Genomic DNA, 13444 nt, shown 5'->3' with positions numbered 1-13444 from the left:
TGGTATGAAAGTCGTGGTCGCCGGTTCCTCCGGATTGATCGGGACGGCGCTCGTCGCGGCCCTGCGCCGCGACGGACACCAGGTGGTTCGCCTGGTGCGCCGTCCCGCCCACGCTCGCGATGAATTCCAGTGGGATCCAACGCGAGCCGACCTCGACGATCGTGCGCTGCGTGATGCCGACGCCGTGGTGAATCTCTGCGGCGCCGGTATCGGGCGACGGCGCTGGAACGGCAGTTACAAACAGGAATTGCGTGACAGCCGCGTCGTTCCGACCGATGTATTGGCTTCCGCGGCGGTGGCCGCGGGCGTGCCGACGCTGGTGAACGCGAGCGGCGTGCACTACTACGGCGGTGGCAGCGGCGATCGCGTCATGACCGAAAGTTCGCCCGCCGGAACCGGATTCCTGGCCGGACTGTGTCAGGACTGGGAAGCCGCGACCCGCCCCGCCACCGAAGCGGGTGTGCGCACAATTCTGTTGCGTAGCGCGGTCGTGCTCGCCAAACAGGGCGGCATGCTCGCAATGCTCTATCCCCTGTACTTTTTGGGCCTCGGCGGCCGATTGGGCAGTGGGCGGCAATATGTTCCGTGGATCTCGCTCGATGACGAGATCGGCGCGATAATCTTCGCGCTCACCAATGAATCCCTGAGCGGCCCGGTCAATATGGTCGGCCCGGCACCGGTGACGAACGCCGAATTCACCCGTGCGATGGGCCGCGCCCTGCGTCGGCCGACCCCGCTGTTCGTGCCCGCGTTCGCGCTGCGCGCGGCGGTCGGCGAATTCGCCGAGGAGGGAATCCTGCACGGCCCCAGGGCGATTCCCACCGCGCTCGAAGAAGCGGGCTATCCCTTCCAGCATCACACCATCGGTGCGGCGCTCGCCGCCACGGTCGGTCACCACGCCTGATTCACGCCGCTGTGACGGGCGCGATACAGATCACACGGGGTGCGCGGATAGCGTGTTGCGGGTGAGCAATGAGACCTCTCAGCCGGTAGCCACCGAACTGCTGGTGCGCGATGCGCGGGAAAGCGATCTGCCGGAGATCCTGGCGATCCACAACAACGCCATCGCCGAGACCACCGCCATCTGGGATACCGAACCGGCCGACCTCGCCGAACGGCAAGCCTGGTTCGATGCGCGGACCGCCGCCGGCTGCCCGATCCTGGTCGCGGAGATCGACGGCGCGGTGGCCGGGTACGCCAGCTACGGCCAGTTCCGGCCCAAGTCGGGTTACCGCTTCTCCGTGGAGAATTCGGTGTATGTCGCCGATCGTTTCCACCGGCGGGGAGTGGCGAAAACGCTCATGACCGAACTGCTGGAGCGGGCGCGGCGCGGGGACGTGCACGTCATGATCGCCGCCATCGAAACCTCCAACCAGGTCTCCATCACCCTGCACGAGAAGTTCGGCTTCGCGATCGTCGGGCAGATGCCTCAGGTCGGGCAGAAGTTCGGCCGCTGGATGGACCTGACGCTGATGCAGATCATCCTCGACGATGGCGTAGCGTCGCAGAGGTGAGCGACAGCAAGACGGTCACCGCCCCGGCACACCGTGGGGCATCGGCCCGGTTCGACAGCACACCCCTGCTGGTCCAGGAACTGGGTCTGATCGAGTACACGCGGGCGTGGGAGTTGCAGCGCGGCATTGCCGCCGAGCGCGCCGACGGCATCGGCCAGGATCGGCTGCTGCTGCTCGAGCATCCCTTCGTCTTCACCGCCGGACGGCGCACCGAGGCCCAGGATCTGCCCATGGACGGCAGTCCGGTGGTGGAGGTCGATCGAGGCGGGAAAATCACCTGGCACGGGCCGGGGCAATTGGTCGGCTATCCGATCATCCGGCTCGCCGAACCGGTCGACGTGGTCAAGTACGTACGCAGGTTGGAGGAAGCCCTCATCCATGTGTGCGCGCAGCTCGGTCTGGAAACCGGTCGGGTGGAAGGGCGTTCGGGTGTGTGGCTGCCCGCCTCGGAATTCCTGCCCGAGCGCAAGGTCGCGGCCATCGGCGTGCGGGTGCAGCGCGGGGTGACCCTGCACGGGGTCTCACTGAACTGCAATTCCACGCTCGACGGTTTCAATGCCATCGTGCCGTGCGGAATCCGCGACGCCGGGGTCACCACGCTGACCCGCGAGCTCGGCCGCGAGGTCACCGTCGCCGAGGTGAGCCCGCTGGTCGCCGAGGCCATCGCGCGCGCCCTCGACGGCGATCTGCCCATCACCGAACACCATCTGCCCAGGACCGCCGCCGTCACCCCACCGGTGGCCGTCAAAGCCGAATGATCACGAGCGTAGGGTGAGTTGAGTGACCTCCGTCGATACCCCGACATCGAACACCCCCGATCCCGCCGCACCCCGGCCGGGCTCGACCGCCGCCTCCGCACCCGCCGGACGCAAACTGCTCCGCATCGAGGCGCGTAACGCCGAGACCCCGATCGAGCGCAAACCCAAGTGGATTCGCACCAGGGCGACCATGGGCCCGGAGTACACCGAGCTCAAGGGCCTGGTGAAACGCGAAGGGCTGCACACGGTTTGCGAGGAAGCGGGCTGCCCCAACATCTTCGAATGCTGGGAGGACCGCGAGGCCACCTTCCTCATCGGCGGTGAACAGTGCACGCGGCGCTGCGACTTCTGTCAGATCGACACCGGCAAACCCGCCGCACTCGATCGCGACGAGCCCCGGCGCGTGGCCGAATCGGTGCAGGCCATGGGACTGCGGTACTCGACCATCACGGGTGTGGCCCGCGATGATCTGGAGGACGGCGGCGCCTGGCTGTACGCGGAGACCGTGCGCGCGATCAAGCGGCTGAACCCGCACACCGGCGTCGAGCTGCTGATCCCGGATTTCAATGCCGTGCCCGAACAGCTCGAAGAGGTGTTCTCCACTCGTCCCGAGGTGCTCGCGCACAATCTGGAGACGGTGCCGCGCATCTTCAAGCGGATTCGCCCGGCGTTCCGGTACGAGCGGTCGCTCGCGGTGCTCACCGCCGCGCGTGAGGCCGGGCTCGTCACCAAGTCGAATCTGATCCTCGGTATGGGCGAGACCCCCGAGGAAGTCACCCAGGCCATGCGCGATCTGCACGAGGCCGGATGCGACATTCTGACCATCACGCAGTATCTGCGGCCGTCGCCGCGGCATCATCCCGTCGATCGCTGGGTGAAGCCCGAAGAGTTCGTGCAGCACTCGGATATGGCCAATGAGATCGGTTTCGCCGGTGTCATGGCGGGTCCGCTGGTGCGTTCCTCGTACCGCGCGGGCCGGTTGTACGCGCAGGCGATGGAGCATCACGGGCGCGAAATCGCCCCGGAGATGGCGCATTTGGCGCAGGGCGGCGCGGCCTCCCAGGAGGCCACCAGCGTGCTCGCGCGCTTCGGTTCCTGACGGGACCGCCGCGCCACCCGCGATCATCGGCGCGGATTCACTCCTTCTCGCACACCGGCTGGAATTCACCTCGAATTCCGGCCGGTTTTGTTGTGCGGACGCGCACCCGGATGTGGCGTGCCGACGCCATCTCGCCGGAATCGTGGACGGGAGCGGGCTGCGGTGGGAAGCTCGGAGTACCGCAGCAATCGACCCCGGAGCGAGCCTTATGGTCGAGCGAACCGCGTCGGCAGGCGCGAATGGCAAGGCAGTCACGGCCGAACGGCCCGACGATATCCGCAATGTGGTGCTGGTCGGCCACAGCGGATCGGGCAAAACGACGCTGGTGGAGGCCCTCGCGGTCGCCACGGGCGCGGTGCCCCGCGCCGGTCGGGTGGAGGACGGCACCTGCGTCTCGGATTACGACGATATCGAGCAGCGACAACATCGCTCGGTGCAATTGTCGGTGGTGCCGATGGGCTGGGACGGGACGAAGGTCAACCTACTCGACACCCCCGGATACCAGGATTTCGTCGGGGAACTCAGGGCCGGTCTGCGAGCAGCGGACGCGGCCCTTTTCGTGCTCTCGGCCGCCGCCGGCGTGGAGGGTGTGAGCGGGACGACGCTGGCGCTGTGGGAGGAATGCGCGAGCGTCGGCATGCCGCGCGCCATCGTGCTCACCCATTTGGACACCGCGCGAGCCGATTTCGAGGAGATGACCGAGACGTGCGGGCAGATCCTCGGCGGTGGACGGGCGGAATCCATACTGCCGCTGCATCTTCCGGTGTACGGGGCCAAGGGCGCGGACGGGCATCGGCCGGTCACCGGGTTGATCGATCTGCTGACCCAGCATGTCTACGACTACTCCGCGGGCGCGCACACCGAAACACCCGCCTCCGATGAGCAACTGGAGCAGCTGGAGCAGGCGCGCAATCGGCTCATCGAGGGCATCATCGCCGAATCCGAGGACGAGACGCTCATGGAGCGCTACATCGGCGGCGAGGAAATCGACCTCGCGACGCTGGTCCCGGATCTCGAAAAGGCCGTCGCGCGAGGCAGTTTCCATCCGGTGCTGATCGCCGCGCCGCCGCCGGAGGGCGCGAAACAGGGGCTCGGGACGGTGGAGATCCTGGATCTCATCACCCGCGGATTCCCCACTCCCGCAGAACATCCCGTATCGGCGCTGTGCGGCGGTAAGGCCACGCCGCTGGTGTGCGATCCCAAAGCGCCGCTGGCCGCCGAGGTGATTCGCACCGCCTCGGACCCCTATGTGGGGCGAATGTCATTGGTGCGGGTGTTCTCCGGGACACTGCGCGCCGATGACACCGTGCACGTATGGGGTCATCGGATCGGGGCGGAAGCGGTCGATCACGATTCCGATGAGCGCATCGGCGCGGTCTCGATTCCCTTCGGGAAACAGCAGCGACCGCTGGGCCAGGGCATTGCCGGTGACATCGTATGCGTTACCAAGCTCTCGCACGCCGAGACCGGGGATACCCTGTCCGCCAAGGATTCTCCGCTGCTCATCGAACCGTGGTCGATGCCGGATCCGCTATTGCCGGTGGCGGTGAACGCGCACAGCAAGGCCGATGAGGACAAGCTCTCGATCGGGCTGTCGCGGCTGGTCGCCGAGGATCCGACGGTGCGGCTGGAACAGAATCCGCACACCCATCAGCTGGTGCTGTGGTGCCTCGGCGAAGCGCATCGCGATGTGGCGCTGGAGCGGTTGCGCTCGCGGTTCGGCGTCAATGTCGATGTCATCGAGCATCGGGTGGCGCTGCGGGAAACGTTCGCCAGCACCGCTTCCGGTAAAGGCAGGCATGTCAAACAGTCGGGTGGGCACGGGCAGTACGCCATCTGTGAAATAGAGGTGGCTCCCCTGCCCGGCGGCTCGGGTATCGAATTCGTCGACAAGGTGGTGGGCGGTGTGGTGCCGCGCCAGTTCATCCCGTCGGTGGAGAAGGGCGTTCGCGCGCAAGCGGCGCGGGGTGTCGCTGCCGGATATCCGCTGATAGATGTGCGAATCACGCTCTATGACGGCAAAGCCCACTCGGTCGACTCCTCCGACGCGGCCTTCCAGATGGCGGGCGGTCTGGCTCTGCGCGAAGCCGCGAGCGCCGCCAGGATGAACCTGCTCGAACCCATCGCCGAAGTGCGGGTGATAGTCGCCGACGAATACGTCGGCCCCATTCTCGTCGACCTCTCCGGTCGCCGCGGCCGAGTTCTGGGCACCGAACCGGTCACGCTGGGCCGCACCGAGATCCGAGCCGAAGTCCCCGAACTCGAACTCTCCCGGTACGCGGTCGACCTGCGCTCCCTTGCACACGGCGCGGCTTCGTTCACGCGCAGCTACACCCGGCACGAACCGATGCCAGCCCAACTGGCCGACACCATTCGCGACAAGACCAAATCGGCGGGCTAGGCGACACTGATGCCGTAGCGAGTCGCCAATGCCGCCAGGTCGGTGGCATAGCCCTGCCCCAGCGCCCGCAGTCGCCAGGTCTCACCGCGCTGGTACACCTCCGCGAGCAGCAGGGTTCGCTCCTCGGTGGCGGCGTCGAGGGTGGCGCGGGCGATCACGGCCTGGTCGCCGCCCGGTGCGGCTTCGATTTCGATGGCTCCGACATCGCCGAACGTGATGCCCGGACCGTCGATGGCAGCGGCGATGGCGATCCGGCGGCAGTGCTCGGGCAGGTGATCGAGTGAGATGGACAGCGATTGCTCGCTGGGTCCTTCCACCGCCAGCTCCACCCCCTGGGCGGATCGCTGGTTGTAGAACACGAAATCCGGGTCACCGGTGACCATTTCGTCATCGGTGAGCAGGAAGGCGACCACATCCACCTCCCAGCCGCCGTTCTGTTTCCACGAGGCGCGCAGGGTCCAGTCGCCGCCGCATTCGTCGATCGGAAGATCCATCACCTGGCCCCGGGCCAGGGACAGCGGTTCGGACGCGATCGGTGTGGATGGGGCGGGCAGGCCGGGTGCGGCGTCCGGCCGGGGTTGATTCGGGTGCACTGCGGGTTCCTGGTGGGCGGCTGTGAATTCCCCGGCGGTCAGCGATTCGGGGCCGTGGATCGGCAGGCCGACGCCCGCCGCCCTACTGTATCGGCGGTCGGACGCGGCGTCGGACAGGGCCAGCACATCGGTGACGCTCGCCGAGAGATTCACCGCGACGGAGGCTCCGCGTGCGGTGAGATCGGCCGTGGCGGCGGCGCGTTGATCGTGGGTGCCGCCGAGCACGAGAAACCGGCGGCCCGATAGTGGTCCCGAAGAGCGTTGCCGAGCCGCCGATTTCGCGGAACCGGTGGATGCGCCCTCGACCGAACCCGACCTGCCCTCGACTGTGGCGGACGCACCCTTGGCCGCGCCCGACGCGCCCCTGGCGGTACCGGTCCCACGCTCAGCGGTGCCGATCGCGCCCTTGGCGGTGCCGGATGTGCCTGTGGCCGTGCTGGTCGCGCTCGCGGTACCGGTCGCGCCCTTGGCGGTGCCGGGTGCGATATCGGTGAGCAGCGCCAGGAAGGCCGCTTCGGTGAGCAGGGCGGTGCCGAATTCGACGGCGTCGCGCACCTTGCGGCTCTGCGATCGCGACTCGTTGGTCACCAGCACGCTGGTGCGACGGCTGAGCGAGGTCGTGACATCCAGACCGGCGGCCTCGGCGCGAGCCGCCAAAGCCGAACGCTCCATATGGGTTTCACCGGTGATGGCGATCTTCATGCCCTGCACCAGACGGCCGTGTTCCTGGAACCGACCGGGATAGGCGAAGGGGCACAGCGCCTTCGGGCCGGTGCGGGTTTTCGGCCAGCGCTGCGAGGAGCGCCGCTGGTCGCGTTGCGGCGGCATGAGCGGGGGCGAGACGCCGAATCGCCGGGCATCGGACATCAATCCGTGCAGGACGCCCGCCAGTACCCGGGTGTCGTCGAGTGCGTCGTGCGCGCGCGTCTGCCGCACACCGTAGTGCGCGGCGAGCGTTCCCAGTTTGAAGTTCGCGGTGGGCGGTGCGAGCCGGCGTGCGAAGGCGAGCGTGCACAACTGCCGTTCGACCGGCAATATCGCACCGGCGCGGGTGAATTCCTCATGCAGGAAGCCGTAGTCGAACGAGGCATTGTGCGCGACCAGCACGCGGCCGGTGAGCAATTCCGCGAGCCGCGGCCGGATCGCCTCGAATGTCGGTGCGCCGTGCAGCTTTTCCCGGGTCAACCCGTGGATCTCCACCGGGCCGGGATCACAGCCGGGATTCACCAGGGTATGGAATTCATGCTGTACGCGACCGTCGTCGGCGAGCGTCAGCACCGCCACCGACAGCACCCGATCCTCGGACGCGGACAACCCGGAGGTTTCGACGTCGACCAGCGTGAACGAACCGAATTCGGCATTGGCATGCACTGTGATCGGACTGCCCTCTCGGCTCGAATTGGACTCTCGCCGTGTGGAATCCGAGAATCGTCCGGGGCCGTTACCGCTCGTCCGGCGCGTCGCGGAAGCCGACCGCACGGTCCGGTGAGCGGGTGAGCACTCGCCCGGGATGGCAGCGACTCCGACGCGGCGAACACTGAGACTCAGGTCACATGGCCGCGTCCGAATGGTCCCGTCGCGAACCGGGCGGTACCGGGACACTATCCTGGACGCATGGCAGCAGGTAAGGGCGGCAATAACCCGTCGAAGGAAGCGAAGGCCGCGGCTAAGGCGGCGCGCAAGCAGGCGTCGAAGGAACGCCGCCAGCAGCTGTGGCAGGCGTTCCAGATGCAGCGCAAGGAAGACAAACTGCTGCTGCCGCTGATGATCGGCGCGTTCGTCGGTGTGACGGTGCTGTTCCTGGTGGTCGGGTTGATCTTCGGGCTGCAGTGGTTCCTGCTGCCGATCGGATTGCTGCTCGGCGCGCTGGCCGCGTTCATCCTGTTCGGCCGCCGCGTACAGAAGAACGTGTACGCCAAGGCCGAGGGACAGGCCGGAGCGGCGGCATGGGTGCTCGACAACCTGCAGGGCAAGTGGCGGGTGACGCCGGGCGTCGCGGCCACCACCCAGCTCGACGCGGTGCATCGCGTGGTCGGACTGCCGGGCGTGGTGCTGGTCGCCGAGGGCTCGCCGCAGCGGGTGAAGTCGCTGCTCGCGCAGGAGAAGAAGAAGGTATCGCGACTGGTCGGCGATACGCCGATCTACGACGTGGTCATCGGCAACGAGGGTGATCAGGTGCCGCTCAAGGAGTTGCAGCGGTATCTCACCAAGCTGCCGCGCAATATCGACGCCAAGCGGATGGACCTCATCGAGGGCCGGCTGTCGGCGCTCGCCACGCGCGGCGGACCGGCGCTGCCGAAGGGTCCGCTGCCCGCGGGCGCGAAGATGCGTGGCGTGCAGCGCAGTATCCGCCGCCGCTGATTTAGACCGAACTTCGAGGCCCCACATCCTTAGGGATGTGGGGCCTCGCTCATTTTCCGGCGAAAAAGTTCGGTTGCGCGGGAATGATCCGCGAACCACTAACCTTCTAACTATCGATAGCCGGTTATACGGATCGGCGCGAGCGTTAGGACACAGCGATGACCACCGTGCGACACCACACCCGCGAGATCCAGGGCCAGCAGGTCTTCTACCGGGAAGCGGGCGATCCGGCGAACCCGACACTGGTGCTGCTGCACGGGTTTCCCACCAGCTCCGCCATGTTCCGGCCACTGCTGCGCGAGCTGAGCGACCGCTACCACTTGATCGCGCCGGATCACATCGGGTTCGGGCAGTCCTCGATGCCGCACGTGGACGAATTCGAGTACAGCTTCGAGAAACTCACCGAGATCACCCTGGAACTGCTCGACGCCCTCGGCATCGAGCGATTCGCGCTGTACATCCAGGATTACGGCGCGCCGATCGGATTGCGCATCGCATCCCGCAATCCGGAGCGGGTCACCGCGCTGATCGCGCAGAGCGGCAACGCGTATCTCGAAGGGTTCACCCCGTTCTGGGAGTTGCTGTTCGCGCACGCCGAGGATCGGGTCGCGAATGAGGCGGCGGCGCGGGAACTGCTCACGGCCGACGCCACGAAATGGCAGTACACGCACGGTGTTCCGGCCGACCGACTGTCGCTGATCAGCCCGGATACCTGGACGCTGGATCAGGCGTATCTGGATCGCCCGGGCAACAAGGAGATTCAGCTCCAGCTCTTCGTCGACTACAAGGTCAACCTGGACAGCTATCCGGCCTTCCAGAAGTACTTCGCCGAATACCAGCCGCCCACCCTCATCACCTGGGGCGAACACGACGAGATCTTCGGAGCCGACGGCGCGCGCGCCTACCTGCGCGATCTCCCGGATGCCGAACTCCACCTCCTGGACGCCGGACACTTCGCCCTGGAGTCCCACGGCCCCGAAATCGCCTCGCTCATCCGCGATTTCCTGGGCCGCAGCCTGTCCTGACCAAGATCAGGGGGTAATGGTGACGGCATCCCGCGAGAGCTCCGCGCCGCCATTACCCCCTGACCGAGCGGCCGACTATTCCTCGGGGATCGGGAGGCAGAGGGCCGCGCCCTCTCCCAGGTCGAGCCAGCGGCCGGACGGCGTGGTGGTGATGCGCAGGACCACCGCCGAGCAGTGCGAGCAGCGGGCCACGGTGCCGGGGCAGCAGAAGTAGACCAGGGCTCGGGCCACGGGTTCCACCACTCCGCATGCGCCGCAACGACATCCGCAGGAGGTGAGGTCGGCGGCGAAGATCTCGGAGAGCAGCCCGGCCAGGACATTGCCGTCGAGATAGGCGTCCGGGGAGGTGGATTGGGGCGACATGACTACCTTCCCGTCGGTCCGAAACGTTCGGTTCTGATCAGGGCCGGATCGTGCCCGGCGGAAACCAGTGCGGCGGCGGCGAATTCGACGAAGGGGGTCGGTCCGCAGACGTAGCAGGTGACATCGGCGGCGGGCGGCAGGGAGTGCTTCGCGATCTCCTCGGCCGTCAGCCTGCCGGGGGCACGGGGGTCGCCCGGCGGGGCGCTGCGGCTGTAGGCGAGGAAGACATCGATATCGTCATCCGGTACCGCGAAACCCGTAGAGAGCGTGCCTGATTCGAGCTGGCCGGAGGTACCGGGCAACGAGGTTCGGCTGCGGTCCAGCCCGGTTGGATCGAAGCCGAACAGTTCGTCGCGGTAGTAGACGTCTTCAGGCGTGCGCAGGGCATAGATGAGCCGGAAAGGGTTGGGCGAAGTCACTTTTCGGCGGGCTCGGAGGATTGCCGCCAGGGGGACTATGCCCGAGCCGCCCGCGATGAGGGTGGCCGGGCCGCCGGTGTCCGGATTCCAGGTGAACCAGCCGCCGACCGGGCCGCGCGTCTCGATCTGCGCGCCGAGGGGGAAACCGTCGACGAGGTAGGTGGAGACTTCACCATCGGGGACGCGCTGAATGGTGAGTTCGATGTCATCGCCGTCGGCCGGGGCGGCGAGGGAATAGGTGCGTTCGGCGTGGTAGCCGTCGGGTGCCGTCAACCGGACGTCGACGTGCTGGCCGGGGAGGTGACCTGGCCAGCCGGGGACGCGCAGGGTGAGGGTGCGGGCGGATGGGGTTTCGAAGTGGGCGGCGGTGAGTTCCGCGGGCTGCCAGCGCATTTCAGCCGCCGGCCGTCAGTCGCCCTGGTAGCGCTGTTCGCGCCACGGGTCGCCGTAGCTGTGATAGCCCGCGGTCTCCCAGAAGCCGGGCTCGTCGTAGTCGAGCAGGCGGATCGACTTCACCCATTTCGCGGATTTCCAGAAGTACAGGTGCGGGACCAGCAGGCGCGCTGGGCCGCCGTGTTCCGGATCCAGATCCTGGCCGCCGAAACTGTGCACGATCCATGCCTTGCCGTCCAGCAGATCTTCCAGCGGGAGGTTGGTGGTGTAGCCGCCGTAGCTGGTGATCGCCGCGAATTCCGCTTGGGTTTCGACATTTTCGAGCAGGGTGTCGACCGAGACGCCCTGCCAGGTGGTGTCGAGTTTGGACCACCGTGTCACGCAATGGATGTCGACGTGCGGTTTGCTCTGCGGCAGTGACATGAATTGCGGCCAGCTCCAGGCGTATTGGCGGCCGGTCTCATTGGTGACGGTGAATTGCCAGCGGTTCAGATCGACGCGCGGGGTGGGGCCCGCGGACAGCACCGGGAAATCCTCGGTCAGGTACTGACCGGGCGGTAGCCGGTCGGTCGTGGGCCGGGGGCGGCCCTGGAAGCCTGGCGAAAAGACATTCATGTGATCCTCCGGCGGTACGGGGTACATGGCCGCGTGTGCCTCGCGGCATCTGAAAAGAGTACGCTCACCCAACCGGCAACCCGACGTTTCGGGCGCGAGATCAGCGAACGTGTGACCCCAGGAACCGCACGACGTCGGGAGTGATGGTGCTCCAGTAATCGTCGTTGTGCGCACCCGGCGTCACCAGCGCGACCTCCAGCCGGGCCCGGCCCATGAACTGGCGGCAGCCGTCGATGAAGCGGTCGCGATCGCCTACCCAGACGCCGGTGGGCGACGGGCCGAGCTTGGCGATGTTCTGCAGCGGGTCCAGGGCGGACCATTCCTCGGCGGTGGCGAACGCGTTGCGCTTGCTCATCTCGTTCCACGAGGTGAGCAGACCCGGCGAGATGGCGGCGATGGCATTGGCGGGACGGCCGCGTTCGGCGCGCCGGCGACCGTAGACGAGCGCGCCGAAACCGCCCATCGACGTGCCCGTGCAGGCGAACGGTTCGGTATTGAGCCCGCGCGCACCGAGCCAGCCGGGTGCCTCATCGAGCAGCATGGTCATCGGGTCGTCACCGGAAAAGTGCTGGTGCCAATAGTTGTCACCACCGTCGATGGCCATGAATCCGAAGGCGGGCACCAGGCGGGCGGCCACGGCCGCGGCGAGCACCCCGCCGATATCGCCGATGGCGGCGGTGCGGGCGGTGCCGTGCAGACCGTGCAGCAGCAGCGACATGGGCAGGCCCTCGGTGGGCACACCCGGCGGCAGAATGGTGATGACGTCCACCTGACGTCCGCGCGCGGCCGAATACACGCGATCGGTCCGGACGATGGGTTCGATGCCGAAGATGGTTTGCGGACCGCGCGGCAGGGCATTCTGCAGACTGTCACCGTCGGGCGCGGCGTTGACACCCGCGCTCACCGCGGCACCGGTGGCCGCCAAGCCCAGCAGACCGGTGGTCGCGAGCAGCGACCGCCGGCTGAAACTCCGCGCGGCAGCCCGGTAGCCCGTACCCATCGATCCTCCATCAGCACATCAACAGCTATCCGCCGATTCGCTAGCTCATCGAGCGCGCCCCGGCGGACCGCCTGCGACCCTACCGATCGAAGGCAACACGGGGTGAACAATGGGCTACGGCCGCACGGACATTTACCTGGCAAAGCCATGATGTACCTGGATGTATGAGTTATTCATGAGGATTCGGATCCCGCCGAATCGAATGGACGCGCTGTTCAGCGGCTGTAGACGAGGGCGGTTCCGGTGGCGCGGTCGTGCATGCCGCGGCCGTCGCCGTCGGTGAAGAGGGCGGGCACCACGAATACCAGGATCGCTTGCCGGGCGAGTGCTCGAACGAATCCGACCGGTCCGTCGATATCAATGCGGCTGACCCGGATGCGCAGGAAATACTGGCCCGGGGTGAACCCGAACAGCGTCACCGTGGCAATCCCCAGCACGAACCACACCCCGAGATTGGGCGTGGCGAGCGAATTGATGATCACCTCGAAATGCGAGGGCGGCGTCTTGCCGGGATTCGCGCTGACGAATTTCGCGATGAGCGCATCGGCATTGGGGCGGACCAGAATCGCGGTCAAACCGAGCGAGATGAACCAGTCCAGGATCAGCGCCGGAATGCGCCGCGTCATCGGAGCGAGCGCTCCCACACCGGTTTTCGGCAGCCCCAGTTCCTTGCCCTGGTAGTCACCGGACGGGCTGTCTCCGGAATCGGCGTTCGGTCCGGAGAGCCAGGAGCCGGTGATGCGTGCCATGGGTCCACCTTATTCGCCGCCGCTCCCCCGGCATCCGCACCCCTGCCTCGCACGAGATGCGCGAACGCCGAATCGGTGCGAAGCTACCTCGCACACGCCGACGACCGGACGGCGTGCGGGGTAACCGGACGGCTGCCGCGAGCGGTGAGGATTC

Annotated in this window: 13 protein-coding genes; 7 read left to right on the top strand and 6 right to left on the bottom strand. The window is 67.1% G+C overall.

Going from position 1 to position 13444, the window contains the following annotated elements:
• Window positions 1–4 precede the first annotated feature (4 nt).
• From AB0L82_RS41940 to AB0L82_RS41920, 5 genes are all read left to right on the top strand, one after another.
• Window positions 5–904: a TIGR01777 family oxidoreductase gene (locus AB0L82_RS41940; RefSeq protein WP_364650573.1), complete on the top strand. Its 900-nt coding sequence runs from the start codon at window positions 5–7 to the stop codon at window positions 902–904.
• Between the two features lie 97 nt (window positions 905–1001).
• Entirely contained in the window at window positions 1002–1514 is a 513-nt protein-coding gene (locus AB0L82_RS41935) for an N-acetyltransferase family protein (RefSeq protein WP_364650629.1), read from the top strand.
• Window positions 1511–2272, top strand: coding sequence for a lipoyl(octanoyl) transferase LipB (gene lipB, locus AB0L82_RS41930; RefSeq protein WP_364650570.1), 762 nt, complete (start codon window positions 1511–1513; stop codon window positions 2270–2272). Before AB0L82_RS41935 ends, lipB begins: the two co-directional genes overlap by 4 nt.
• A gap of 115 nt (window positions 2273–2387) precedes the next feature.
• Window positions 2388–3371 (top strand): lipoyl synthase, encoded by a 984-nt coding sequence (gene lipA, locus AB0L82_RS41925; protein WP_364650626.1) that lies wholly within the window; start codon window positions 2388–2390, stop codon window positions 3369–3371.
• 208 nt (window positions 3372–3579) lie between these two features.
• Window positions 3580–5772 carry an elongation factor G-like protein EF-G2 gene (locus AB0L82_RS41920; RefSeq protein ID WP_364650567.1) on the top strand — a complete coding sequence of 731 codons (2193 nt, stop codon included), beginning with the start codon at window positions 3580–3582 and terminating at the stop codon, window positions 5770–5772.
• Here AB0L82_RS41920 and AB0L82_RS41915 read toward each other — a convergent pair.
• Window positions 5769–7736, bottom strand: coding sequence for an exonuclease domain-containing protein (locus AB0L82_RS41915; RefSeq protein WP_364650564.1), 1968 nt, complete (start codon window positions 7734–7736; stop codon window positions 5769–5771). The genes AB0L82_RS41920 and AB0L82_RS41915 overlap by 4 nt on opposite strands.
• 243 nt (window positions 7737–7979) lie before the next feature.
• On the opposite strand from AB0L82_RS41915, the gene AB0L82_RS41910 reads away from it, so the two are divergent.
• Together AB0L82_RS41910 and AB0L82_RS41905 are read left to right on the top strand one after the other, a co-directional pair.
• Window positions 7980–8726, top strand: a complete 747-nt coding sequence (locus AB0L82_RS41910; RefSeq protein WP_364650561.1) for a DUF4191 domain-containing protein — start codon at window positions 7980–7982, stop codon at window positions 8724–8726.
• Window positions 8727–8884: 158 nt separating this feature from the next.
• Window positions 8885–9751, top strand: coding sequence for an alpha/beta hydrolase (locus AB0L82_RS41905; RefSeq protein WP_364650557.1), 867 nt, complete (start codon window positions 8885–8887; stop codon window positions 9749–9751).
• A gap of 75 nt (window positions 9752–9826) precedes the next feature.
• Here the strand turns inward: AB0L82_RS41905 and AB0L82_RS41900 are convergent, their stop codons facing one another.
• The 5 genes from AB0L82_RS41900 to AB0L82_RS41880 form a co-directional block, all read right to left on the bottom strand.
• Window positions 9827–10114 carry a DUF6510 family protein gene (locus AB0L82_RS41900; protein ID WP_364650554.1) on the bottom strand — a complete coding sequence of 96 codons (288 nt, stop codon included), beginning with the start codon at window positions 10112–10114 and terminating at the stop codon, window positions 9827–9829.
• A gap of 2 nt (window positions 10115–10116) precedes the next feature.
• Complete coding sequence (locus AB0L82_RS41895; RefSeq protein WP_364650550.1) at window positions 10117–10926, bottom strand: ferredoxin reductase; 810 nt, start codon at window positions 10924–10926, stop codon at window positions 10117–10119.
• Between the two features lie 15 nt (window positions 10927–10941).
• Window positions 10942–11541, bottom strand: a complete 600-nt coding sequence (locus AB0L82_RS41890) for a sulfite oxidase-like oxidoreductase (protein ID WP_364650547.1) — start codon at window positions 11539–11541, stop codon at window positions 10942–10944.
• A gap of 100 nt (window positions 11542–11641) precedes the next feature.
• Window positions 11642–12541, bottom strand: coding sequence for an alpha/beta hydrolase-fold protein (locus AB0L82_RS41885; RefSeq protein WP_364650544.1), 900 nt, complete (start codon window positions 12539–12541; stop codon window positions 11642–11644).
• 215 nt (window positions 12542–12756) lie between these two features.
• Window positions 12757–13290 (bottom strand): RDD family protein, encoded by a 534-nt coding sequence (locus AB0L82_RS41880; protein WP_364650541.1) that lies wholly within the window; start codon window positions 13288–13290, stop codon window positions 12757–12759.
• Window positions 13291–13444: the final 154 nt, after the last annotated feature.

The organism is Nocardia sp. NPDC052001 (assembly GCF_040680615.1).
Lineage (GTDB): Bacteria > Actinomycetota > Actinomycetes > Mycobacteriales > Mycobacteriaceae > Nocardia.
This window is presented reverse-complemented; position numbering and strand designations above follow the sequence as displayed.

Excerpts from the sequence above, each read along its gene's own strand:
- AB0L82_RS41890 (WP_364650547.1), bottom strand. The coding sequence starts at position 11,541 with ATGAATGTCTTTTCGCCAGGCTTCCAGGGCCGCCCCCGGCCCACGACC.
- AB0L82_RS41920 (WP_364650567.1), top strand. The coding sequence starts at position 3,580 with ATGGTCGAGCGAACCGCGTCGGCAGGCGCGAATGGCAAGGCAGTCACG.
- AB0L82_RS41880 (WP_364650541.1), bottom strand. The coding sequence starts at position 13,290 with ATGGCACGCATCACCGGCTCCTGGCTCTCCGGACCGAACGCCGATTCC.
- AB0L82_RS41905 (WP_364650557.1), top strand. The coding sequence starts at position 8,885 with ATGACCACCGTGCGACACCACACCCGCGAGATCCAGGGCCAGCAGGTC.
- AB0L82_RS41900 (WP_364650554.1), bottom strand. The coding sequence starts at position 10,114 with ATGTCGCCCCAATCCACCTCCCCGGACGCCTATCTCGACGGCAATGTC.
- AB0L82_RS41940 (WP_364650573.1), top strand. The coding sequence starts at position 5 with ATGAAAGTCGTGGTCGCCGGTTCCTCCGGATTGATCGGGACGGCGCTC.
- AB0L82_RS41895 (WP_364650550.1), bottom strand. The coding sequence starts at position 10,926 with ATGCGCTGGCAGCCCGCGGAACTCACCGCCGCCCACTTCGAAACCCCA.
- AB0L82_RS41885 (WP_364650544.1), bottom strand. The coding sequence starts at position 12,541 with ATGGGTACGGGCTACCGGGCTGCCGCGCGGAGTTTCAGCCGGCGGTCG.
- AB0L82_RS41910 (WP_364650561.1), top strand. The coding sequence starts at position 7,980 with ATGGCAGCAGGTAAGGGCGGCAATAACCCGTCGAAGGAAGCGAAGGCC.